Source organism: Kribbella sp. NPDC051952, assembly GCF_040680855.1.
GTDB lineage: Bacteria > Actinomycetota > Actinomycetes > Propionibacteriales > Kribbellaceae > Kribbella.
In genome coordinates this window covers 133,007-154,374 of sequence record NZ_JBFAXQ010000014.1, presented here as the reverse complement: position 1 = coordinate 154,374, position 21,368 = coordinate 133,007, and the positions used below count along the sequence as shown (strand labels likewise).

Here is a 21,368-nt window from a genome sequence, read left to right as displayed (position 1 = left end):
TCCGATCGATCGTCAAGAGCGGACGTGCGGGTCCGGGTCAGCGGATCGCGTCGTACCTCCGCAGCGCCTCGCGACGGGCCTCGGCGTGGTCGACGACCGGCTCCGGATAGCCGTCGGCGCCGCCGTTTTTCCAGGGCTCATGGGCGTTCTTGCCGTCGAGGTGCCGCAGTTCGGGCACCCAGCGGCGGACGTACTCGCCGTCCGGGTCGAACTTCAGGCCCTGGCCGACCGGGTTGAAGATCCGGAAGTACGGCGCCGCGTCCGCACCGCAACCGGCCACCCACTGCCAGTTCAGCGAGTTCGAGGCCAGATCGCCGTCCCGCAACGACTGCATGAACCAGCGTGCGCCGTACTTCCAGTGCACATGAAGGTCCTTGACCAGGAACGACGCGACCACCATCCGCACCCGGTTGTGCACGAACCCGCTCTCCGCCAGCTGCCGCATCCCGGCGTCGACGAACGGGTACCCGGTCCGGCCCTCCTTCCAGGCGTCGAACAGCGCGCCCGGCTCGTCGTACTGCATCCGCTCGAATTCCGGCCGCAGCGGCTTCCACGCGGCCTGGGGATTGCGGGCCAGCAGGTCGGCGCAGAAGTCCCGCCAGGCGAGCTGGCGTCGATACGCCTCCGCTCCGGCACTGCGTTTACGGGCCAGGTCGGCGAGCATCGTCCGCGGGTGCAGTTCGCCGTACTTGAGGGGGATCGACATCCGCGACGTACTGTCGAGATCCGGTCGATTCCGCTCGTCGTCGTACCGAGCCACGTCATCCAGGTACGCACGCCAGTTGTCGAGCGCAGCCTGCTCACCCGCATCATCCGCGGCGCCGTCCGGAAGCTCGTCGCCCTTCACGCTTAGCCACTTGACCTGCTCCGGCGGTTCGCACGGCTGACGCCAGCCGTGCTCGAGCCAGGCGCGGAAGTACGGCGTGAACACCTGATAGGGCCGGCCTTGCTGATTCATGATCCGCCCGGGCGCGATCGCGTACGGCGACCCCGTCACCACCAGCGGACACTTCAATGAGCCTTCAACTTCTCCGTCCCGGGTCTGCCCGTAAGGGCCGTGATCCGCGCCGATGTGCACACTGCGCGCACCGATCTCCTCGGCCACAGCCGGGATCACCTGCGCCGGATCGCCCCGCCGTACGACGAGATTGCCGCCCATCGCCTTGGACAGGCTGCGCAGGGAGGCAGCCAGGTGCGTACGCCGTGCAGCGCCGGAGCGCTCCCATAACAAGGGATCCAGGACGAAGATGCCGAGGACCTGCCCGTCACCCGCCGCCACCGCGTCGAGGAGGGCCGGGTTGTCGCCCAGTCGTAGATCCCGTCGAAACCACATCACCGCTGTCACGTCTCGCATCTTCTGCCAGTACCCACCTGCGATTGGGTGAGGCTTGCCTACATAGGTGAGAATGGTTGTCGTGAGCGAGCTGATCGATACCACCGAGATGTATCTGCGGACCGTCTACGAGTTGGAAGAAGAAGGAATCCTTCCGCTCCGGGCGCGGATCGCCGAGCGTTTGCACCAATCCGGACCGACGGTCAGCCAGACGGTCGCGCGGATGGAGCGGGACGGCTTGATCAAGGTGGAGGGCGACCGGCACCTCGAGCTCACCGATGTCGGCCGCAAGCAGGCGGTCCGGGTGATGCGTAAGCACCGGCTGGCCGAGCGACTGCTCGTCGACGTGATCGGGCTGGAGTGGGAGGACGTGCACGCGGAGGCCTGCCGCTGGGAGCACGTGATGAGCGACGCGGTCGAGCTGCGGCTGCTGAAGATCCTCGACAACCCGACCGAGTCGCCGTACGGGAACCCGATCCCGGGCCTGGAGGAGCTGCAGACCAGCGGGATCGCGAGTGGGATCGAGGACTTCCGGATCGGCGTGGAGCCGCTGGACAAGGTGCTCGACCAGGCCACCGGCGAGAGCGTGCGGGTGCTGGTCCGGCGGATCGCCGAGCCGGTGCAGACCGACGACGGCGCGATGGCGGTGCTGCGCAAGGCCGGTGCGCTGCCGGGCCGCGAGGTCGACTCGATGCTGGACTCCGAAGGCGTGCTGGTCGGCAGCCGTGAAGCCGGCGGCGTGATCAGCGACGAGACCGCCGGCCACATCTTCGTCAGCCTCGTCTGAGGAGTTCAAAGGTCTGTTAACGCGCAGCGCTCGATGAGGTACTGGGCGTGCATGCGCGGTAGCGTCTAGCCGCGATGTCTGAGAACCCGATCGACTGGCCGGAGTATCTGCGGGAGTTCCACACCGCGACTCCGGGTAGCACCGAAGCCCTCCTGTCCAGGGCGGTAGCCGGCGACCACACGCCGTACCGCTGGCTCGTCCGCGCTGTCTCCGGCGAGGCCCGCCGGGTCCTTGACCTGGCCTGTGGGAACGGGCCGGTCTCGCGCGAGCTGTACGGCCGCTGGGTGGTGGGCGTCGACAACAACCCGGCCCAGCTCGCCGGTGCGCCGGGGCCGCGGGTGCAGGCGGACGCACTGCATCTGCCGTTCGCCAACGAGGTCTTCGACGTCGTCACCTGCTCGATGGGCCTGATGGTCCTGCAGCCGCTGCCCGAGGTCCTGGCCGAGGCTGGGCGGGTGCTGCGGCGAGGCGGCGTACTGGCCGCGATCGTGCCCGCGGTGCGGCCGCTGCGACGCGGTGACATCCGCACGCTGAGCGGTCTGACCACGCGGCTGCGGTCGACTCCGCAGTTCCCGGCCGGCGGCGAGATCACCGAGCTCAAGGACCAGCTGCGTCACGCCGGTTTCGACGTGATGGAGAGCCAGCGCGAGCGGTACGTGTACACGATCCACGGCCCCGACGACGCGCAGCGGCTGGTCAACGCGCTCTACCTGCCCGGTACGCCGGACGTCCGCCGCGACACCGCCGCCGGGTGGCTCGCGGACCGGGCCGAGTCCAAGGACGGACTCGAGGTGGCGATCCCGATCCGCCGCATCACCGCGATGCGCACCAAGCTCGCCCTGACCGGTACCTGAGCAACCCCGGGCGCATCCCCCGCACGGTCTGTACGGTGTGGCTGTGGGTGCGCTGAACTGGTCAGTCCGGACCGTCGATCGGGCGCTCGACGGTGAGACGGTCTACCGCGAGCTGCTGGCGGCTGAGCCGGTCGCGTTCTGGCTGGACGGCAGCCTGACGGACCGCGCGATCCGCCGCGTCTCCGTCCTCGGTACGACGCTCGGTCCGTCGGCGGAGATCGTCGTACGCGATGTTGGTGACGGTGATGTGTTTGCCGAGCTGAACGGACTGCTGACCGAGCGGGTGGGCGAGCCGCCGGCTGAGCTGGACGGGTTGTTCAACGGCGGCTATGTCGGGTACTTCGGCTACGAGTTGAAGGCGGTGACCGGGGGAGCGGTGGCGCATGAGTCGCCGACGCCGGACGCGTTGTGGATCTGGGCGAACCGGTTCATCGTCATCGATCACGATCGCGAGCTCACGTACTTCGTGACGGTCGACGAAGCCGGTGTGGGTGACGACTGGCTGGACCGGGCGGTGCAGTCCGCGTCCGACTGGTGGATGGGACGGGTCGACGTACCCGCGATCGCCCGGTTGGATCTCGAGGCGCATCTCGAGCAGGACCGGGCGACGTACCTGGCCGGGATCGACGCCTGCCGGGTCGCCCTCGAGGCGGGCGAGACGTACGAGGTCTGCCTGACGAACCGGGTCCGGCTGCCGGCCGTCCCCGACCCGTTCGAGTTCTTCCGCTGGCAACGCGCGACGAACCCAGCGCCGTACGCCGCCTTCTTGCGGTACGGCGATCTCGCGATCGCGAGCTCATCTCCGGAACGGTTCCTGACCGTGGATGCGGACGGATGGGCCGAGTGCCGCCCGATCAAGGGGACCGCGCCACGGGACGCCGATCCGGATCAGGACCAGCTGGCGGCGAAGGCGCTGGCCGAGGACGAGAAGACCCGCGCCGAGAACCTGATGATCGTCGACCTGATCCGCAACGACCTCGGCCGGGTGAGCGAACCGGGGACGGTCCACGTTCCGCAGCTGATGCAGGTCGAGAGCTACCGGACCGTGCATCAGCTGGTCACCACGGTTCGAGGCCGGCTGCGCTCCGGCGTGTCCGCGGTCGACGCGGTCCGGGCGTGCTTCCCGCCGGGGTCGATGACGGGTGCGCCGAAGATCCGCACGATGGAGATCCTGGACTCGTTGGAGTGGAGTGCCCGCGGGGTGTACTCGGGCGCGCTCGGCTACCTGACCTTGGACGGCCGCGCGGACCTCAGCGTGGTGATCCGTACGGCGGTCCTCACCCCGGACGGGACCGTGATCGGTGCAGGGGGTGCGATCGTGCTCGACTCCGAGCCGGTCGCGGAGTACGACGAAATGGTGCTGAAGGCAACGGCAGCCGTCGGCGGGAACGCCGCGGCCGAAGGGTGGGGGAGATGAGTGAGCTGCAGGTCGCGGATTCCTTCCTGGTTGCGAACGGCAAGGTTCGGGGGATCGAGCTGCACCGGGACCGGTTCGTCGGATCGTGTGCTGCGGTAGGGGTTTCGGCCGCGGGCTTCTGGTCCGAGCAGGCCGGGCGACTGCCTGGTTTCGGCCGCTGGTTCCCGCGGTTCGAGCTGCGGATGTCGGGTGAGCTGGCGGTCCAGCTCCGCCCCGCACCTCCGATCGGCGGCCGCGTCCGCGTCGCCGTCCACGAAGGTCCGGACCCGCGGACCGCACCACGAACCAAAGGCCCCGACCTCGAACTCCTCGGCAAGCTGAAGGACTCCGCACCGCACCGGGCCGACGAGATCCTCCTGCTCGACCAGGACGGCACTGTGCTCGAGGCGGCGTACTCCGCCCTCGCGTGGTGGGAGGACGACACTCTCTGCTTCCCTCCCTCCGACCGCCCGCTCCTGCCGTCCGTCACCGCCCAACTCCTCCGCCGGATCGCCACCAGCCAAGGCGTCCCGGTCGCCGAGCACGCTGTCACCCCCGCTGACCTCGAGGCCAGCACGGAAGCCTGGCTGGTCAATGCCCTGCATGGCATCCGCCCCATCCACGCCTGGTCCGACTCCCCGATCGACCCGCTGCCCAACTCCCAGGCCGCCACCTGGCAGTCCCGGTTGGAGTCGCTGGCCGCTCCACTCTGAGGCGTCTTGTAAAACTGATATCACTTTGCTACCTTTTAGCTATTCGAGAGGAGCAGGGTGATGACTGACGTGGATATTGCGGTGGAGATGCCGGCGCCGAAGGTGACCGAGCGGGTGGCGTGGCAGATCAACGGGTGGCCGGTGGTCCTCGTGGTGCTGATCCTGCTGGTGGCAGGGGTCGTGCAGTTCTCCGTCGGCGCCTCGAACGATTCGGGCGGGATGATCGTGCTCGGGATCGTGCTGTTCGTGGCCGGCGTCATCCTGGCCGCCGGACTGACGCCGGTGTCGCCCGGCCGGGCCCGGGTGCTGCAGATCCTCGGGCGGTACGCCGGGACCATCCGCACCGACGGGCTGCGCTGGGTGAACCCGATCGCCACCCGCAAAGAGGTCTCGACCCGGATCCGCAACCACGAGACGGCCGTTGCCAAGGTCAACGATGCCGACGGCAACCCGATCGAGATCGCCGCGGTGGTGGTCTGGCAGGTCGAGGACACCGCGCAGGCGATGTTCGAGGTGGACGACTTCGTCGAGTTCGTCGCGATCCAGACCGAGACCGCGGTCCGTCACATCGCGAACAGCTATCCGTACGACGTCCACACCGACGACGGCGTGCTGTCGCTGCGGGACAGCACCGACGAGATCACCGAGACGCTGTCGACCGAGATCGGCGCCCGGGTGCACGCGGCCGGCGTGCACGTGATCGAGTCCCGCATCACTCACCTCGCGTACGCCCCGGAGATCGCCCAGGCGATGCTGCGCCGCCAGCAGGCGGGTGCGGTCGTGGCGGCCCGGCAACGGATCGTCGAAGGCGCGGTCGGCATGGTCGAGCTCGCGCTGGACCGGCTGTCCGAGCATGACGTGGTCGAGCTCGACGAGGAGCGGAAGGCGACCATGGTCAGCAACCTGTTGGTCGTGCTCTGCGGCGATCGAGACGCTCAGCCGGTGGTCAACGCCGGCTCGCTCTACCAGTGAGCGGCTGTCGTGGCCGTCGAACGCAAGAAGATCCTGCTCCGGCTGGATCCCGTGGTGCACGATGCGCTGGCCCGGTGGGCGAGCGACGACCTCCGGAGCACCAACGCCCAGATCGAGTTCCTGCTCCGGCGGGCGCTGGCTGACGCCGGCCGCCTGCCGTCAGGGGTCGGCAAGCAACGCCGCCCGGGCCGTCCGGCCAAGGAGGAAGACGATGAGTAGGACTGTGGTGACCCCGCTGCGACGGCAGCGAAAGACAGTTGTTGCTTTAGGCAACTCCAAGGTTCCGGACTCGTTGGCTGCAAGGCTTTTCCTGGTGGCCTACGACCCGGAGCGAGGCCGGCTGACGAATCGTTCCAAGCTCGGCAAGCTGTTGCGGGCGGCCGCGCTGACCGACCTGCAGCTGCTCGGGAACCTGGCCGACGACAACGGCCGGGTGCGGCGGACGAAGGCGCCCGAGCCGTCGGACCCGGTGCTCGTCGCAGTCCTGACCGACATCGGCTCGGTCGGTCCCCGGAAGTGGCGGACGTGGGTCGACCGGCATCAACGGGCGATGGTGCGCGACGTCCGGGCCGAGCTCGAGCGGTCGCGGCTGATCCGGGTCGAGCCGCACCGCTTTCTCGGTGTGTTCCCGGCCGACCGCATCTATCTGCGCCAACCGCTCGTACGTCGTCAGATCCTGCAGAGCGCCCACGACACCCTCCGGCCGTCGCGCCTGGTCTCCCGGGTCGACCTCCGCGACTCGGCGATCGTCGTACTGGCGTCCACCGCTGACCTGCGTACGGTCGTCACCCGGGAGCAGCGCGGCCGCCACAAGGACCGGCTGGCGCAGCTCGCCGTCCGGGTGGGTCCCGTCGTACCGGCGTTGAAGAAGTCGCTGCAGCAGTCGTCCTCGGCTGGAGGCTGACGCGAGCGGGTGCTATGGTTCGTTACTCAAGTAACTAACCCATGAACCGGCGACCAGGAGAGGGGGCCGTGGTGTTCGACGATCGGAGCCCGATCTACCTGCAGATCGCGGAGCAGATCAAGAACGACATCGTCAGCGGCGCCCTCGCCGAGGACGAGCAGGTGATGTCGACCAATCAGTACGCCGCCTTCTACCGGATCAACCCGGCGACCGCGGCCAAGGGATTCGCGCAGCTGGTCGACGAAGGCGTGCTGTACAAGAAGCGCGGGATCGGCATGTTCGTCAGCCCGAACGCCCGCGACCTGCTCCGCACCGGCCGGCAGGACTCGTTCTTCGCCGACGTGGTCGACCCGATGATCCGCGAAGCCAAAGCCATCGGCGTCCCCCTGAAAGACATCGTCCAGCACATCCGCAGTGAAGGTCGTGTCTGGTGACCCCGCGGCTACTGCGCGGCACTCGGCACGGCGCCTCGCCGCACTGGAGCAAAGGCCACGATAAAAAAGCATCGAGGCCTTCACTCCAGCACGCCGATGCACCGCACCGAGCACCTGCTCGCTACGCCGCGGGATCACCAGACACGACCTACGGAGAAGCCTGATGACCACCGCCCTGACTGTCCGAACGGAGGACCTCTCCGTCAGCTTTGCCGGGGTGCCGGCGCTGGATCGGCTCGATCTGCGGTTGGCGCCGGGGAAGATTCATGGCCTGCTGGGTCGGAACGGGTCCGGTAAGAGCACGCTGGCTGCGACTCTGGCGGGTTTTCGGCGGCCGGATGAAGGTCGGGTGCTGATCGAGGGTGGCGATCTCGGAGCGGCGCTGGAGCCGTACGAGAACGCGGTGGTGACGAGCCGGATCTGCTTGATCCGCGAGTCCGGCGACCTGGTCGAGCAGGCGCTGGTCCGCAACGTGATCCAGCTCGCCGGGGGACTGCGTCCGTACTGGGACGACGAGCTCGCGGGCAGCCTGCTGGACCGCTTCGAGGTCCCGCTGAACAAGAAGATCCAGAAGCTCTCCCGCGGTAAGAAGTCCGCGCTCGGGGTCGTGCTCGGCCTCGCCAGCCGCGCGCCGCTGACGATCTTCGACGAGACCTACCTGGGCATGGACGTCCCGTCCCGCACCGCGTTCTACGACGCCCTGCTCGCCGACTACACCGAGGTGCCGCGCACGATCGTGCTCTCCACCCATCTGGTCAGCGAAGTCAGCGCGATGCTCGAGGAGGTCGTCATCCTCGACAACGGCCGACTCGTCACCCAGTCGCCGGTCGACGCACTGCGCGGCCGCGGGGCCTCGGTCGTCGGCCCGGCCGCGGCGGTCGACGCGTTCACGGCCGGCTTCACGGTCCTCGCGGAGCAGCGGCTCGGCGGCACCAAGTCCACCACCGTCCTCGGCGACCTCGACCCCACCCTCGTGGCGCAGGCGACCTCTGCCGGCCTGGAGATCGGTCCGGTCGGCCTGCAGGAGCTGTTCGTCCATCTCACCGCCCCCACCGGAGTTCACTCATGACCACGGCAGTGGAGAACCGTACGGCGACCGCAGTACCGACGGCGTCGCTGCCGCGTGAAGTGACCAACCTGCAGCGGTTGCGGCAGGTGCTGTTGGCCATGGTGATCGGGCTTCGGCAGATGCTCGTCGGCTACTGGCTCGTGATGGTGGTCGCGTTCCTTGCCGGCGGGATCGTCATCCAGGTCGTGACCGGCACCGTCGAACACAGCGTGTGGGACTACGGCACCCAGTCGCCGAAGTACTTCTCGATGGCGATCGGCATCACCATCACCCCGGCGTACTTCGCCCTGCTCGTCGCGCAGGGGGTCACCCGGCGGATGATGTCTGTTGCCGCGAGCATCTATCTCATCGGTGCCGCGGCCGCGACCGCGCTGTTGTGGGTCGTGGTCTATCAGATCGAGCATTTGCTCTACTCCTGGCAGGACTGGCCGCAAACGTTCACCAATACGCACCTGTTCACCAGCACGTCGCAGGTCGGCCTGATCTTCGCCGAGTTCTTCCTGCTGATCCTGTCGCACGAGGTGGCCGGTTGGTTGCTCGGCATCACCTTCGCGCGGTTCGGCTTCTGGCGCGGCGTCCTGCTGCTGCCGGTGTCGTTGCTCCCGGCCGCGGCCACCGAGTTCCTACTTGTTGCGCAATGGCTCGCCGCCGCCCTGACAGGTGCCGGCTATCACCGTCCGCCACTGGCTGTCGGCGTACCGTCGGTGCTCGTCGTCAGTGCTCTCGGTCTGTACGTCGGCTATCTCTTGCTGCGACCGATGGCACTCAAACCAGCCAAGGGCTGAGACGATGTTATGCACAGGGGGTGTGCATAACATCGACGATTCCTGTGGATGGTTGCGTGTTCACTGTGGACGACACGCTCGGAGTCCCGAAGTGGCCAAAACTGTTGTCTGGAAAGGGTTGTGCGCGACCTACCCACGGCGGTAGAAATGTCGACACGCTACTTCTGAAAGAGAGTGGCGGGTCGAACGGAAACCGAGGACCCAAGCGGTGGGGATCCCCACCGAGGTAGACCGGTGACGGGGTCTGCCGGCACTACGGATCCGTTCGGGAAGCTGGAGACGTCACCTTCCTTCAGCTAGTGCGGGGCCCCTCCGACTCATACTCGGAGGGGCCCCGCCTCACGTTTCCTAACGAAACCTAGAGGTGTCGATAACACCCCGCAACGTGTCGGCGTGCCGTCTTTCGGTCTCCGGGCACGACGCCGGGCGAACTCCGGGCAGACGAAAGCCGGCCGGTGCACAGGACGGTTGTGCGCCGGCCGGCGATCCGGGGCCGTGGCGTTGCGCCTGGTCAGCCACGACCCCGGGGTCTCTTCTCAGCTGAGCGTGATCTTCAGTGCCGTCGACGTTCCGCGCGCCGGCACCCGCACCTCCACGCCACGAGTCGTCGAGACCAGCTTGTACGACGCCGACCGGCCGTCGATCGTCACACTCTTCACCTTGGCTCCGGTCGGCAGGACGGCACCGACGGTGACCGTTGCCCCGACGCCCTTGACCTTCACATCGGTCCGCAACTCCTTACCTGCAAGGCGTGCGGAGACATCGATCGAGCCGTGACCGACCTGGATGTTGCTACCAGCCACCTTCTGCTGGCCCTCCGGCATTTGCGGGACCACCGCGACCCGGCCGTGGCCGAGATCGGGGTCGACACCGAGCTGCTGGTGGACGACCGGCCAGAGGATGCCGTACGCACCCCACGCCTGCAGCGCCATCGAGCGGTCGTAGAACGGCCGGCCGATGTTCGCCGCCGAGTCCGGCGAGGGAGCGATCTCCGGCATCGCGCCCGGCGTCTCCCACACGTTCGGGTCGAGCTGGATCCGCGCGTTGCCCGTCGTGTAGACCTGCTGCTGGTTCTTGCCGAGCCGGCCGAAGTTGCCCTCGGCCACCGCCATGATCGACGTGTTCAGGCCGAAGATGCTGCGCTCGCTCTTCACCTGCGAGACCACCGGGTCACACGAGTCGCCCGGGTTGCCGGCCGGATCCGAGGTCGGGCCGGTGCCGGTGTGGTAGAGACCGAATTCTCCTGTGTAGCAAGAGGTTTCGCGCTGGTCGAGGGCAGTCTTGGCATGCTCGGCGGACGCGAGCGGCGCACTCGGCTGGCCGGGTCGGGTCAGCACGGCCTCCATCGGGGTGACGCCGATCCAGTGCCGCTGGAAGATCGGCGTGTTGTCGTTCGCCGGGTCGGTGGGGTTGTCGACAGAGTCGGCGTACCCCATCGCCTGCGGGACCCACCACTGCGCCTCGAAGCGGGACTCGAGGTCCTTCGCGCGGGTGGTCGCCCACTGCTGGACCTTGCTGTCGTGCTTGGACGCGGCCAGGTCGGCGAGGTCGCGAAGCCCACGGGCGAGGTAGACGGTGGAGTCGAGTTTCTCTACGCCCATCCCGGCGCGCTCGACGTTCGCGAGACCCTCCGGCCAGCCGTCGCTGTCCTTGTCCAGTTCGCGGTAGACGTACTGCAGGTTGCGGACACTGAAGTCGTACATCTCGTCGCGGAACCGGTTGTCACCGGTCCAGCGCCACAGCAGCGCGACCGTGCTCGGGAACTTCACCGTCTCGTCGGTGTTGCCCGCGCTCTGGTTGGAGCCGAAGTACACGTCACCGGTCGGCGTCACTTCGTGCGCGACCTTGCCGCTGCGGTTGTTCAGGATGTCGCTGACATTGCGCAGTGCACGCAGGTGCTGCTTCACGGTGTCGAACTGGCCGGCGGCAACTGCGGCGTACGAGGTGTACTCACCGTCGGTTGCGAACAGCCACGGGTAGTCCGGGAAGCCGGCGCCGAACCAGCGGGCGGTGTCGATCGTCCCGACCGGTGCCGGATAGTCCTTGCCCTCGTTGACGTCCCGGATCTTCAGGTCGTGCGACTCCTGGACGGAGTCGGCCAGGTTCTGCTTGCTCCACTCGACGCTCTGCTGCAGCAGGCGATCACCAGGAAGGTCCACGTCAGACATCTTGTCGATCTGCTTGCGCTCGGAAGCCTTTGCCTTAAGCAACTTGTCCGGGTTGCTCAGCGCCTTGCCGTACTCGCGCTGTGCCGCGGAGGTGCCCTGGTCGGAGCCGGCCACCGCGAACCAGATCGTCTTCTCCTTGCCGGCGGCCAGGTTGACGCTGTAGCTGAGCTGCCCGCCCGTGCCTTTCCCGAACAGCGAGTCGTCACACCGGGCCGGCGTCGTACCGTCGGCCGAGCAGATCACCGCGGGATCCTGCGGACCGCGGTGGTTCGGGCCGAGCGCGTGGTCCGTCGGACGCAGGGACGATCCGACGAACGCGGCGTAGTCGTGAGCGGTCGCGTTCGGGTACGACGGCGTGCCCTGCTCGCGGAACTGCAGTGCGCCGTTGTTGTAGGCACCCGTGTCCGGCAGGTTCGCGTCCGCCGTACCGGGGGTGGTCCAGCCCCACGGGTACGACTGCATCAGCTCGGAGTGCGCCTCCACGTCGAGCTTGACCGTCTTCGCCGTACTCGAGCTGAGCGTCAGCCCGACGAGCGTCGCGCGGATACCGTCGGGAACGAAGTCGGTACGTCGGACATTCACCGAACCGGAGTAGTCGATCCGGCTGTACCCGTGGCCGCTTGTGTACTTGGCGGCAGTCACGTCCTTACCGAGCCAGTTGCCGTCGAGACCGAACCACAGCCCGTCGAGCATCTTGATCGGCTGGGTCCAGAAGCCACCCATCTCACCGCGGATGTGCCAGCCGGTCGCCGGGTACAGCCCGGTCTCGTCGCCCATCGCGTAGGCGCGATCGCCGACCACGAGCGACCGGCGATCGGCCAACCGGGTGCTGACGGACAGCTCCGATCCGGCCTGGGCGGTCGGGCCGGACGTAGCTGAGCCGGCGGTGGATGAGCCGGCCGTCGCGGAGGCGGTGCCGGCCAGTACGGTCGCCGCGGCGAGCAAGGCGATGCCGGCCGTTCGGCGTGCGGGTCTGCGGCGCCGGGGTGCGGCGCTGGGGCGGACGGTGGGATAGGGAGTCATTGGCGGTTCCTCCTTCTCGCGGCGCCGGGGATGCGCGTCAGCCGGAGGCTGAGCTGCCCCTGATCACCAGTTCGGGTTGCAGCAGGCGTTCGGTTGCCAGGTGGGCCAGGTCCGACGGGGCGGTCAGGATGGCGAGGAGTTCGGCGGCGATCTCGTCCATGGGTTGCTTCAGGCTGGTGAGACCGGGGGAGACGACCTCGGCGAGGGGTGAGTCGTCGAAGCCGGTGACACCGACGTCGCGGCCGGGGGTGAGGCCGCGGCGGGTGAGTTCGCGGAGTGCGCCGAGGGCGAGAATGTCGCTCAGGGCAACGATCCCGTCGGGCTCCTGGCCGGAGTCGAGGAGCTCGGCGGTGGCCCGGGCGCCTTCCTCGATGCTGTCCTCGACGCACCGCACGGTCAGGCCGGTCGTGGGCAGCTCGAGTTCCTTGCATTGCGTTCGCCAGCCGCCGAGGCGGTCCTCGGCCAGGCCGGACGTCTTCGGCCAACCGAGGAAGGCGATCCGCCGGCGGCCGGTCTCGTGCAGGTGCCGGACCGCGAGCGCGGATCCGGCCGCGCCGTCGACGTCGACCCACGGACCGGGCTGGGTGGTCTCCTTCCAGACCCGGCCGAACGAGACGAACGGGATCTTCTGCTCCTTCAGCCAGCCGTGCCGCGGGTCGTGCGTCTCGGTCTGCGACAGCACGAACCCGTCGACCAGGCGACGCGCGTGCAGATCGTCGTACACAGGCATGCCCTCGACGCCCGGTGGCGCGGTGAACAGCAGGATGTGGCGGCTGGTGCGCTCGGCGGCCGCACAGAGAGCGTGCAGGAACTGGTCCATCACCAGGTGGGTCTGGTTCGGCCAGTTGGGGACGCAGTACCCGATCAGTTCGACCGCGCTGGTGCGTAGGCTGCGGGCATTACGATTGGGCCGGTAGTTGAGCAGTTCGATCGAGCGGTTCACCCGTTCGAGCGTGTCGGCCCGGAGCCGGTGCGGTGCGTTGAGAGCGTTGGACACCGTCTGCACCGACACCTCGGCGTGGGCGGCGACCTGCTTCAACGTAGCCACGCCGACCTCCCACGGGTGTTTTGAACGTTAAAAAACATCCGCAGTCTCTCTTGCGAACTCGAGCGTGTCAACGGGTCAGGAGCGTGTCGCTCAGAGTGTCGGCGGCCCTGACCGGACGATCAGGAGGGTCTCCTCGGCATCGAGCGGAGGAATCCAGCGGCCCCACCACGTCGCGCCGGCCGCGGCGAAGGCGGCCGGGTCGCCACCACTTACCTTCACGTCGAACCCGGCGGTTTGACCCCGCTCGGCGAGCAACCCGCGGACGTCGTCGGGCGTGATCTGTTGTGATGCGTCCGTACGGCCTTTGTAGGCACACGAACCGTCCCACCGAAGGATCCTCCGCCGTACGGCGGGCACGAGCAGATCTCCACCGATCCAGATCGGGATCTTCCGCAATGGTCGTGCCGTCAACTGCACGTCGTCGAGTTGGTAATGCTTGCCGGCGAAGGTCACCGGCTGCCCGGACCACAACTGGTCGATCAGCTCGAGCCCTTCGTCGAGCATCTCGGCCAGCACCTTCGGCGGCTGGGCCGGCAGGAACGGATCACCGGGGTCGCCGATCCCGGCGCCGAGGATGAATCGCCCGCCGGACAGGTGATCCAGCGCCACCGCCTCGGCCGCGACCTTCCAGGGGTGACGGCGCGGCAGCGGGGTGACCGTCGTGCCGATCGTGATCCGTGACGTCGCGGTCGCCATCGCCGCCAGGCAGATCCACGGATCGTAGGTCGGCTGGGACGCATCGCCCTGATAGACGAGGTAGTCCTCGAGGAAGAGTGCGTCCCAGCCGGAGTACTCGACCGCCCGCGCGAGCTCGGCGAGCCCGCGCGGGTCGCGTCCCAGTCCCACCGCGCCAACCGTCACCGAGAACTTCATGAGGTGACCGTAGCCGCGTTCGCCGACAATCAGGCGGTGTGGCCGCCGTCGATCGTCAGCTCGGTGCCGGTGATGAATGCGGCGTGTGGGCCGGCCAGGTACGCGATCGCCTCCGCCACCTCGCTCGGTTCGCCGTATCGGTCGAGTGCGAGGTCGCCGATCTGCGCCTCCGCGTACGGCCCGTCGGCCGGATTCATGTCCGTGTCGGTCGGGCCGGGCTGGACGACATTCGAGGTGATCCGGCGCGATCCGAGCTCCCGCGCCAGGCCCTTGCTCAGCCCGACCAACGCCGCCTTGCTCATCGCGTACAGCGTCATCCCCGGACTCGTCACGCGTCCGGCGGCACAGCTGCCGAGGTGAATCAGCCGCCCACCATCCGACAACACCGGTACGGCGGCCTGCGTCGCCGCGTAGACCCCGCGGACATTCACCGCTAGGACCTGATCGACGTCGGCCAGGGTGAGATCGGTGATCGGCCCGATGGCCCCCACACCCGCGTTGTTCACCAGGATGTCCAACCCGTCGAGCAGATCCGCAGCCCGCCGTACGACGTCTCCAACTGCCACTGCGTCCGTGGCGTCGACCTCGAGGGCGAACGCCCGCCGCCCGAGCGCCTCGATCTCCTTCACGACCTTCGCGGCCGCCTCCGGAGAATTGTTGTAGGTCAGGGCGACGTCCGCCCCACGCTCCGCCAGCGCAACAGCCGTCGCAGCACCGATCCCGCGGCTGCCACCGGTAACGAGAGCCTTCTTGCCAAGTAGTTCGTTCATGTTTCAAGTTCATCGGTACGACGGTTGTGAAGCTGGCGAGAATCCGCCACCGGATCCTGGCGTCGTAAAACCGCTAGTTCACCGTGGGGCGCTGGCCGGCAGCATCCGGAACGACACGGCCTCCATCAGCTGGTGATGCTTGGTGTTCTGGAACGCGGCCACTCGCCACTCGCCGTCGTCCTCCAGCACCAGCGTGAACGTCTGCAGCTTCGCGAGCCGTGACGGCCGCTTCTTCCCGACATCGCCCCGGGTCACCACGATCGCCATCCGCTCGCCGTACATCCGTAACTCGATCACCTCGGAGAACATCCGTGTCCCCTTCAGGAACTTCCCGAACAGCGCCGCGTGCCCCGCCGCCAGGTCGTCCCGCCCGCGATAGACCGTCCCGACGTACGTCACGTACGACGCGTCGGCGGTGAACTCCCGGCCGTACGCGACGCCGTCGCCGGCCTCCCAGGCCGCCGCCAGTCGATCGAGCACCGCCAGGATGCGGGTCTTCTCCTGCATCTGCATGATAGCTTCTCCTTTGCAGTATCTGCTCTGTCTCATTATCTGTACTGATGCAGATATTAACTCGGAGGTGTGCCCACGTGTCAACCGATCAGGACCACAGCGCCGTTTTCCGGCGATACCTGAGCGCGCTGGTTCTGCACAGCCTGGCCAGCGCCGAGGCGGCCGGACTGAATGCGACCGACTACTTCGTGCTCAACCTGCTCGACCTGACCGGCCCACTGACGTCGGGCGAACTCGCCCGCTGGACCAGCCTGAGTACCGGCGCCACCACCCGGATGATCGACCGTCTCGAGCAACGCGGGCATGTGCGCCGCAGCCAAGATCCGAACGATCGGCGCAAGGTCGTCGTCGAGATGGGCAAGCCGCCGAAGACCGTCGACAAGGCTGTCGCCGGTGCACGCCGCCGGCTCGGCGCGGTGATCGGCGAGTACTCCGAAGCCGAGCAGGCGATCCTCTTCCGCTACTTCGGCGAGGCTGCCACTGCTTATCAGGCGTCGACCGAGGAGCTGATCGGACGGCGCACCTCCATGTCGTAAATCCGCTAGCGACTGTCGGTGGCGCCAGGGATGCTGGAGGCGTGTACGAATGCAGGGAGCGATGTATCCGCGCCGTCCAGTCCAAGGACGCGCGCTTCGACGGCTGGTTCTTCACCGCGGTGCTGACCACGAAGATCTACTGCCGACCGAGTTGCCCGGTGGTGCCGCCCAAGGTCGAGAACATGCGGTTCTACCCGAGTGCGGCCGCGGCGCAGCAGGTCGGGTTCCGCGCCTGCAAGCGCTGCCGTCCGGACGCGAGCCCGGGCTCACCAGAGTGGAACGACCGGGCTGACCTGGTCGCCCGCGCGATGCGGCTGATCGCGGACGGGGTGGTGGACCGTGACGGCGTACCAGGGCTGGCCGGACACCTCGGTTACAGCGTCCGCCAGGTGCAACGGCAGTTGCAGGCTGAGCTCGGCGCGGGTCCGCTCGCGCTGGCCAGGGCGCAGCGCGCACAGACCGCGCGGTTGCTGATCGAGACCAGTGACCTGCAGATGGCCGACGTCGCGTTCGCGGCGGGCTTCTCGAGTGTCCGCACCTTCAATGAGACCGTGCAGGAAGTCTTCGCTCTCGCGCCGACCGAGCTGCGCCGCCGGGCCAAACGAGGTACGGCGGCTGCTACGCCTGGCACGATCGCGCTTCGCCTCCCGTTCCGCGCGCCACTCACACCGGACAACTTGTTCGGTCATCTGATCGCGACCGGCGTACCAGGGGTGGAGGAATGGCGCGACGGTCACTACCGCCGCACACTCCGGTTGCCGCACGGTCATGGCGTGGTCGCGTTGAAGCCGATGCCGGATCACATCGCGTGCCAGCTCTCACTCACCGATCAACGTGACCTCGCGATTGCGATCAGCCGGTGCCGCCGGATGCTCGACCTCGATGCCGATCCGGTCGCCGTGGATGACCTGCTCAGCACGGATCCGGTGCTGGCACCGCTGATCGTGAAGGCGCCGGGCCGTCGGGTTCCGCATACGGTCGACGGCGAGGAGTTCGCCGTACGCGCGGTGCTCGGTCAGCAGGTGTCGACGGCGGCGGCCCGGACGCATGCGCATCGGCTCGTGCTCCAGCATGGTGAGCCGATCGAGGATGCGGCCGGCGGGCTGACGCATCTGTTCCCGACGATGCAGGCGCTGGCCGGGCTCGACCCGGAGACGCTGGCGTTTCCAAAGTCCCGGCGTACGACGCTCACGACGTTGATCGCCACACTGGCCGCCGGCGAGATCGATCTGGGCGCGGGGGCGGACTGGGACAAGGCGCGCGAGCAGTTGGCCGCGCTGCCCGGGATCGGGCCGTGGACGGTGGAGTCGATCGCGATGCGGGCGCTCGGGGATCCGGACGCCTTCGTGGCCAGTGATTTGGGTATCCGGTACGCGGCGCGTGATCTAGGCTTGCCTGAAGCCCCTAAACCTCTGACCGACCACGCTCGCGCGTGGCGGCCTTGGCGTGCCTACGCGGTCCAGTACCTGTGGGCGACGGGCGACCATGCCATCAACAAGATCCCCGTGGAGTAAAGCATGACGGTACTAATGCCACGCCTCCGGCGCGGCGGGTCATGGGGCTGTGCCTCCTGCCCTTCCCTCGTCTCTCCAGTCGCTTCGCTCCCTCCGTTCCTCAGTCCAGGCCAGGAGGCCCCATGACCGAGCTGTCCACCGACCGTCTTCTGCTGCGTCAGTGGCGTGACTCCGACCGCGAGCCGTTCGCGGCGCTGAACTCGGACCCGGCCGTGATGGAGCACTTCACCGGCTTGCAGAGTCGCGAGGTGAGCGACGGCCTGATCGACCGGACCATTCCGGCGATCGACGAGCGCGGCTGGGGACTGTGGGCGGTGGAGGTGAAGGAGACCGGTGAGTTCATCGGGTTCACCGGGCTGTCGGTACCGAGCTTCGAGGCGCACTTCATGCCGGCGGTCGAGATCGGCTGGCGGCTGGCAAAAGGGGCCTGGGGCAACGGTTATGCCACCGAGGCGGCGAAGGCGTCGCTCGCGCACGGCTTCGAGGTGGCCGGGCTGGACGAGATCGTCTCGTTCACCGCGACCACGAACCGGCCGTCGGAGCGGGTGATGCAACGGATCGGCATGATCCACGACGAGGCCGGCGACTTCGACCACCCCCGCGTGCCGGCCGGCCACCGGCTCCAGCGGCACGTCCTCTACCGGATCGACCGTCCACGGTGGGAAGCGACCAGATGACGTACGCGGTACTGGACAGCCCGCTCGGACCACTCACCCTGGTGGCGACGTCGTCCGACGAGCTGGCCGGGCTGTACATGGAGCAGCATCGTCACCGTCCCGCTCTCGAGACCTTCGGCGATCGCGACGACTCGGTGCTGCCTGCGGTCGCTGAGCAGTTGGGGGAGTACTTCGAGCACGGGCGGACGACGTTCGACGTCTCCCTGCATCTCGCGGGGACGCCGTTCCAGCAGCGGGTGTGGACGGCGCTGCAAGACATCCCGTACGGCGAAATCACGACGTACGGCGAGCTGGGCCGGACCCTCGGGCTGGTCCCGGGGGCGTCCCGGGCGGTCGGTCTGGCGAACGGGAAGAACCCGGTCAGCATCATCGTGCCGTGCCACCGGGTGGTCGGCTCGACCGGCAGTCTGACCGGGTACGGCGGCGGGTTGGAGCGGAAGCAGGCGCTGCTGGATCACGAGCGGGGAGATGTGTTGTTTTAAGTGCTCACTGGATGAGCACTTATCGGGCGCATGCTCGTGGCATGAACGATGACGAAGCGCTGAAGTGTGCGGGTGTTGGCGACTGGCGGGAGTGGCTGGCTGCGCAGGATGGGGCTGAGCGGTCGGTCTGGCTGGTGGTCGACCGCGACTCTGAACTGGATCTCGCCGCCGCGGTCGAGCATGCGTTGTGCTTCGGGTGGATCGACAGCAAGACGGTGAAGCGCGACGATCGGTCGACATACCAGTGCTTCACGCCGCGCAATCCGCGCAGCACCTGGAGCAAGGTCAACCGATCCCGCGTCGAACGCCTGACCGCCGCCGGCCTGATGCAGCCGCCCGGTCAGGCCTTGATCGACCACGCCAAACAAACCGGCACCTGGGACCTCCTCGCCGACGCCCAGAACCTCATCGTCCCCGCCGACCTCGAGGCAGCGCTCTCGGGGAACCCGGCGGCAGCCACCCACTTCCACGCCTTCCCACCCTCAGCCCGCCGCACCATCCTCGAATGGATCACCCTCGCCAAACGCCCCGAAACCCGAGGCCGCCGCATCGAGGAGACGGTCGCGCGGGCAGCGCAGAACCAGCGGGCCAACCAGCCGGGATGAGGCGGACGCCAGACACTCATCAACCGCCGGCCCTCGCCCGAGTTCACGCTCACGACGACCGGAATCGGCGGCCAGCTGGGCAGTTGGTGAGTGCGGGCGGTCCGCCTCTCGATCAGCCAGGGGTGTTGGCCGGGTCAACCTGCTCGGCGGGCGGGGTCGCTGCGGGGGTTGCCGACTGGCGTCGGGAGGTGAGGCGGCGGGCGAGTGGCTCGGTGAAGCGGGCGGCTACCGGGCCGAGGATTACGAGGATGAGGACGTAGGCGGTGGCTAGTGGACCTAGCTTGGGTTCTACGCCGACGGCGAGGCCGGCGATGACTATGGAGAACTCGCCGCGGGCGACGAGGGTTCCGCCGGCTCGCCAGCGGCCGGCTGGGCCGACGCCGGCCCGGCGGGCGGCGTACCAGCCGGTGGCGATCTTGGTGAGTGCCGTAAGTACGGCGAGACCGAGCGCGATCGCCAGCACCGGCGGGATCTTGGCCGGATCGGTGCTCAACCCGAAGAACACGAAGAACACCGCGGCGAAGAGATCCCGCAACGGGCTGAGCAGATTCCGCGCACCGTGCGCGACCTCACCCGACAACGCGATCCCGACCAGGAACGCACCCACCGCCGCCGACACCTGCAACTGCTGCGCGAGCCCGGCCACCAACAGCGTCAGCCCGAGTACGACGAGCAGCAACATCTCCGGGTTGTCCGAAGACACCGCCCGGCTGACCAGTCGCCCATAACGCAGCGCGATGAACAGGACGACGCTCACCGTGCCGAGTGAGATCAGCAGTGTCATGCTCCCACCGGCCAACCCGACTCCGGCCAGGAGCGCGGTCAGGATCGGCAGGTAGACCGCCATCGAGAGATCCTCGAGCACCAGAATCCCCAGCACCACAGGGGTTTCCCGGTTACCCAACCGGCCGAGATCGCCAACCACCTTCGCAATCACGCCGGACGACGAGATCCAGGTGACACCGGCGAGTGCAACCGCGGCCACGGGACCCCAGCCGAGCAGCAGCGCCACCGCGGCACCAGGCAACGCGTTCAGCAGGAAGTCGACCGCACCAGATACGTACTGCGTCTTCAACGTGCTCACCAGATCCGACGCCGTGTACTCGAGCCCAAGGAGCAACAGCAGCAGGATCACGCCGATCTCGGCGCCGGTGGCAACGAACTCCTCACTGGCTGCCAACGGCAACAACCCACCATGCCCGAAGGCGAGGCCGGCCAGCAGATACAACGGGATCGGGGAGAACCCGAGCCGCCCCGCGATCCGGCCGAGGATGCCGAGGGCAAGCAGTACCGCGCCCAGCTCGATCAGCAGGGCGGTGATGTTCTCATGCATCGGTCATCCACCCGCGATCAGATCGGCCACGGCGTCCACGCCCTCGCGGGTCCCGACGACCACGAGCGTGTCCCCGATCGCGAACCGGAAGTCCGGCGTCGGCGACGGGGTCGCGCCGGTACGCCGCAGTACGGCGACGATCGACGCACCGGTCCGGCTGCGCGCCTGGGTGTCCCCGAGGGTGCGACCGGCGTACGGCGATTTGGCCGTGATCGGGATGTGTTCGGTCACAAGATCGATCTCGATCTCACCGCGAACCGGGTCGATCGGCGCCGGGATCAGCAGGCTGGCGAGCGCCGCCGCTTCACCGGGCCCCAGCGGCACAGAGTCCTTGCACCTGTCGTCGTCAGCAGGATCGTGGAACCCGAGGAACCGCCGCCCATCGTTGTGCACCACCACCGACACGTGCTTGCCCCCGTCGGTGATCAGGTCGTACCGAGTCCCGATCCCCGGCAACGTCGTCTTGGTCGGGTGGGCCTGCTGGTCCATGATGCTCCGTCCCCATAGCCGAATCTCCCTCCATTGTCCCAAACCCCCACCACCTCCACCTGTGATCTCAAGCGCACTCAGGTGCAGTGC

Annotated in this window: 23 protein-coding genes; 15 read left to right on the top strand and 8 right to left on the bottom strand. The window is 68.0% G+C overall.

What is annotated here, in order from left to right; genetic code table 11:
- Nucleotides 1-37: 37 nt before the first annotated feature.
- Entirely contained in the window at nt 38-1,354 is a 1,317-nt protein-coding gene (locus AB0L70_RS25475) for a deoxyribodipyrimidine photo-lyase (RefSeq protein ID WP_363688235.1), read from the bottom strand.
- A gap of 61 nt (nt 1,355-1,415) precedes the next feature.
- Here AB0L70_RS25475 and AB0L70_RS25470 point away from each other — a divergent pair, with 61 nt between their 5' ends.
- From AB0L70_RS25470 to AB0L70_RS25425, 10 genes are all read left to right on the top strand, one after another.
- Nucleotides 1,416-2,120 (top strand): metal-dependent transcriptional regulator, encoded by a 705-nt coding sequence (locus tag AB0L70_RS25470; RefSeq protein ID WP_363688233.1) that lies wholly within the window; start codon nt 1,416-1,418, stop codon nt 2,118-2,120.
- 74 nt (nt 2,121-2,194) lie between these two features.
- Nucleotides 2,195-2,974 carry a methyltransferase domain-containing protein gene (locus AB0L70_RS25465; RefSeq protein ID WP_363688231.1) on the top strand — a complete coding sequence of 260 codons (780 nt, stop codon included), beginning with the start codon at nt 2,195-2,197 and terminating at the stop codon, nt 2,972-2,974.
- Nucleotides 2,975-3,017: 43 nt separating this feature from the next.
- Nucleotides 3,018-4,391: an aminodeoxychorismate synthase component I gene (gene pabB / locus AB0L70_RS25460; RefSeq protein WP_363688229.1), complete on the top strand. Its 1,374-nt coding sequence runs from the start codon at nt 3,018-3,020 to the stop codon at nt 4,389-4,391.
- Nucleotides 4,388-5,083, top strand: a complete 696-nt coding sequence (locus tag AB0L70_RS25455) for an aminotransferase class IV (protein ID WP_363688227.1) — start codon at nt 4,388-4,390, stop codon at nt 5,081-5,083. Before pabB ends, AB0L70_RS25455 begins: the two co-directional genes overlap by 4 nt.
- 60 nt (nt 5,084-5,143) lie before the next feature.
- A complete protein-coding gene (locus AB0L70_RS25450) occupies nt 5,144-6,055 on the top strand; it encodes an SPFH domain-containing protein (RefSeq protein ID WP_363688225.1) in 912 nt (303 codons plus the stop codon).
- Nucleotides 6,056-6,064: 9 nt separating this feature from the next.
- Nucleotides 6,065-6,274, top strand: coding sequence for a hypothetical protein (locus tag AB0L70_RS25445; protein ID WP_363688223.1), 210 nt, complete (start codon nt 6,065-6,067; stop codon nt 6,272-6,274).
- Complete coding sequence (locus tag AB0L70_RS25440) at nt 6,267-6,959, top strand: GPP34 family phosphoprotein (RefSeq protein ID WP_363688221.1); 693 nt, start codon at nt 6,267-6,269, stop codon at nt 6,957-6,959. Before AB0L70_RS25445 ends, AB0L70_RS25440 begins: the two co-directional genes overlap by 8 nt.
- A 68-nt stretch (nt 6,960-7,027) precedes the next feature.
- On the top strand, nt 7,028-7,393 hold the full coding sequence (locus AB0L70_RS25435; RefSeq protein ID WP_363688219.1) for a GntR family transcriptional regulator: 366 nt from the start codon (nt 7,028-7,030) through the stop codon (nt 7,391-7,393).
- A gap of 163 nt (nt 7,394-7,556) precedes the next feature.
- Nucleotides 7,557-8,462, top strand: coding sequence for an ABC transporter ATP-binding protein (locus AB0L70_RS25430; RefSeq protein WP_363688217.1), 906 nt, complete (start codon nt 7,557-7,559; stop codon nt 8,460-8,462).
- Entirely contained in the window at nt 8,459-9,247 is a 789-nt protein-coding gene (locus AB0L70_RS25425) for a hypothetical protein (RefSeq protein ID WP_363688215.1), read from the top strand. Before AB0L70_RS25430 ends, AB0L70_RS25425 begins: the two co-directional genes overlap by 4 nt.
- Before the next feature lie 536 nt (nt 9,248-9,783).
- On the opposite strand, the gene AB0L70_RS25420 is transcribed toward AB0L70_RS25425, so the two are convergent.
- The 5 genes from AB0L70_RS25420 to AB0L70_RS25400 all read right to left on the bottom strand — a co-directional run bounded on the left by AB0L70_RS25420 (nt 9,784) and on the right by AB0L70_RS25400 (nt 15,642).
- Nucleotides 9,784-12,438, bottom strand: coding sequence for a glycogen debranching protein (locus AB0L70_RS25420; protein ID WP_363688213.1), 2,655 nt, complete (start codon nt 12,436-12,438; stop codon nt 9,784-9,786).
- Nucleotides 12,439-12,475: 37 nt separating this feature from the next.
- Nucleotides 12,476-13,486 (bottom strand): LacI family DNA-binding transcriptional regulator, encoded by a 1,011-nt coding sequence (locus AB0L70_RS25415; protein ID WP_363688211.1) that lies wholly within the window; start codon nt 13,484-13,486, stop codon nt 12,476-12,478.
- Between the two features lie 90 nt (nt 13,487-13,576).
- Nucleotides 13,577-14,359, bottom strand: a complete 783-nt coding sequence (locus AB0L70_RS25410; RefSeq protein ID WP_363688209.1) for an LLM class flavin-dependent oxidoreductase — start codon at nt 14,357-14,359, stop codon at nt 13,577-13,579.
- Nucleotides 14,360-14,388: 29 nt separating this feature from the next.
- Nucleotides 14,389-15,129, bottom strand: a complete 741-nt coding sequence (locus tag AB0L70_RS25405) for an SDR family oxidoreductase (protein WP_363688207.1) — start codon at nt 15,127-15,129, stop codon at nt 14,389-14,391.
- Nucleotides 15,130-15,207: 78 nt separating this feature from the next.
- Complete coding sequence (locus AB0L70_RS25400; RefSeq protein WP_363688205.1) at nt 15,208-15,642, bottom strand: SgcJ/EcaC family oxidoreductase; 435 nt, start codon at nt 15,640-15,642, stop codon at nt 15,208-15,210.
- Between the two features lie 77 nt (nt 15,643-15,719).
- Here AB0L70_RS25400 and AB0L70_RS25395 point away from each other — a divergent pair, with 77 nt between their 5' ends.
- The 5 genes from AB0L70_RS25395 to AB0L70_RS25375 all read left to right on the top strand — a co-directional run bounded on the left by AB0L70_RS25395 (nt 15,720) and on the right by AB0L70_RS25375 (nt 19,456).
- A complete protein-coding gene (locus tag AB0L70_RS25395) occupies nt 15,720-16,178 on the top strand; it encodes a MarR family transcriptional regulator (protein ID WP_363688203.1) in 459 nt (152 codons plus the stop codon).
- Between the two features lie 41 nt (nt 16,179-16,219).
- Nucleotides 16,220-17,692 carry an AlkA N-terminal domain-containing protein gene (locus AB0L70_RS25390; protein ID WP_363688201.1) on the top strand — a complete coding sequence of 491 codons (1,473 nt, stop codon included), beginning with the start codon at nt 16,220-16,222 and terminating at the stop codon, nt 17,690-17,692.
- A gap of 122 nt (nt 17,693-17,814) precedes the next feature.
- Nucleotides 17,815-18,369: a GNAT family N-acetyltransferase gene (locus AB0L70_RS25385; protein ID WP_363688199.1), complete on the top strand. Its 555-nt coding sequence runs from the start codon at nt 17,815-17,817 to the stop codon at nt 18,367-18,369.
- Complete coding sequence (locus AB0L70_RS25380; RefSeq protein WP_363688197.1) at nt 18,366-18,851, top strand: methylated-DNA--[protein]-cysteine S-methyltransferase; 486 nt, start codon at nt 18,366-18,368, stop codon at nt 18,849-18,851. The genes AB0L70_RS25385 and AB0L70_RS25380 overlap by 4 nt, the downstream gene beginning before the upstream one ends.
- Before the next feature lie 41 nt (nt 18,852-18,892).
- Complete coding sequence (locus AB0L70_RS25375; RefSeq protein ID WP_363688195.1) at nt 18,893-19,456, top strand: YdeI/OmpD-associated family protein; 564 nt, start codon at nt 18,893-18,895, stop codon at nt 19,454-19,456.
- Between the two features lie 112 nt (nt 19,457-19,568).
- Here the strand turns inward: AB0L70_RS25375 and AB0L70_RS25370 are convergent, their stop codons facing one another.
- Both AB0L70_RS25370 and AB0L70_RS25365 read right to left on the bottom strand, forming a co-directional pair.
- Complete coding sequence (locus AB0L70_RS25370; protein ID WP_363688193.1) at nt 19,569-20,789, bottom strand: cation:proton antiporter; 1,221 nt, start codon at nt 20,787-20,789, stop codon at nt 19,569-19,571.
- 3 nt (nt 20,790-20,792) lie between these two features.
- Nucleotides 20,793-21,278 (bottom strand): TrkA C-terminal domain-containing protein, encoded by a 486-nt coding sequence (locus tag AB0L70_RS25365; RefSeq protein ID WP_363688191.1) that lies wholly within the window; start codon nt 21,276-21,278, stop codon nt 20,793-20,795.
- Nucleotides 21,279-21,368: the final 90 nt, after the last annotated feature.

What these genes read in the sequence shown, in the direction of transcription:
- AB0L70_RS25475 (WP_363688235.1), bottom strand. Translation starts at nt 1,354, where the DNA reads ATGCGAGACGTGACAGCGGTGATGTGGTTTCGACGGGATCTACGACTG.
- AB0L70_RS25465 (WP_363688231.1), top strand. Translation starts at nt 2,195, where the DNA reads ATGTCTGAGAACCCGATCGACTGGCCGGAGTATCTGCGGGAGTTCCAC.
- AB0L70_RS25455 (WP_363688227.1), top strand. Translation starts at nt 4,388, where the DNA reads ATGAGTGAGCTGCAGGTCGCGGATTCCTTCCTGGTTGCGAACGGCAAG.
- AB0L70_RS25450 (WP_363688225.1), top strand. Translation starts at nt 5,144, where the DNA reads ATGACTGACGTGGATATTGCGGTGGAGATGCCGGCGCCGAAGGTGACC.
- AB0L70_RS25440 (WP_363688221.1), top strand. Translation starts at nt 6,267, where the DNA reads ATGAGTAGGACTGTGGTGACCCCGCTGCGACGGCAGCGAAAGACAGTT.
- AB0L70_RS25430 (WP_363688217.1), top strand. Translation starts at nt 7,557, where the DNA reads ATGACCACCGCCCTGACTGTCCGAACGGAGGACCTCTCCGTCAGCTTT.
- AB0L70_RS25425 (WP_363688215.1), top strand. Translation starts at nt 8,459, where the DNA reads ATGACCACGGCAGTGGAGAACCGTACGGCGACCGCAGTACCGACGGCG.
- AB0L70_RS25420 (WP_363688213.1), bottom strand. Translation starts at nt 12,438, where the DNA reads ATGACTCCCTATCCCACCGTCCGCCCCAGCGCCGCACCCCGGCGCCGC.
- AB0L70_RS25410 (WP_363688209.1), bottom strand. Translation starts at nt 14,359, where the DNA reads ATGAAGTTCTCGGTGACGGTTGGCGCGGTGGGACTGGGACGCGACCCG.
- AB0L70_RS25405 (WP_363688207.1), bottom strand. Translation starts at nt 15,129, where the DNA reads ATGAACGAACTACTTGGCAAGAAGGCTCTCGTTACCGGTGGCAGCCGC.
- AB0L70_RS25400 (WP_363688205.1), bottom strand. Translation starts at nt 15,642, where the DNA reads ATGCAGATGCAGGAGAAGACCCGCATCCTGGCGGTGCTCGATCGACTG.
- AB0L70_RS25385 (WP_363688199.1), top strand. Translation starts at nt 17,815, where the DNA reads ATGACCGAGCTGTCCACCGACCGTCTTCTGCTGCGTCAGTGGCGTGAC.
- AB0L70_RS25380 (WP_363688197.1), top strand. Translation starts at nt 18,366, where the DNA reads ATGACGTACGCGGTACTGGACAGCCCGCTCGGACCACTCACCCTGGTG.
- AB0L70_RS25375 (WP_363688195.1), top strand. Translation starts at nt 18,893, where the DNA reads ATGAACGATGACGAAGCGCTGAAGTGTGCGGGTGTTGGCGACTGGCGG.
- AB0L70_RS25370 (WP_363688193.1), bottom strand. Translation starts at nt 20,789, where the DNA reads ATGCATGAGAACATCACCGCCCTGCTGATCGAGCTGGGCGCGGTACTG.
- AB0L70_RS25365 (WP_363688191.1), bottom strand. Translation starts at nt 21,278, where the DNA reads ATGGACCAGCAGGCCCACCCGACCAAGACGACGTTGCCGGGGATCGGG.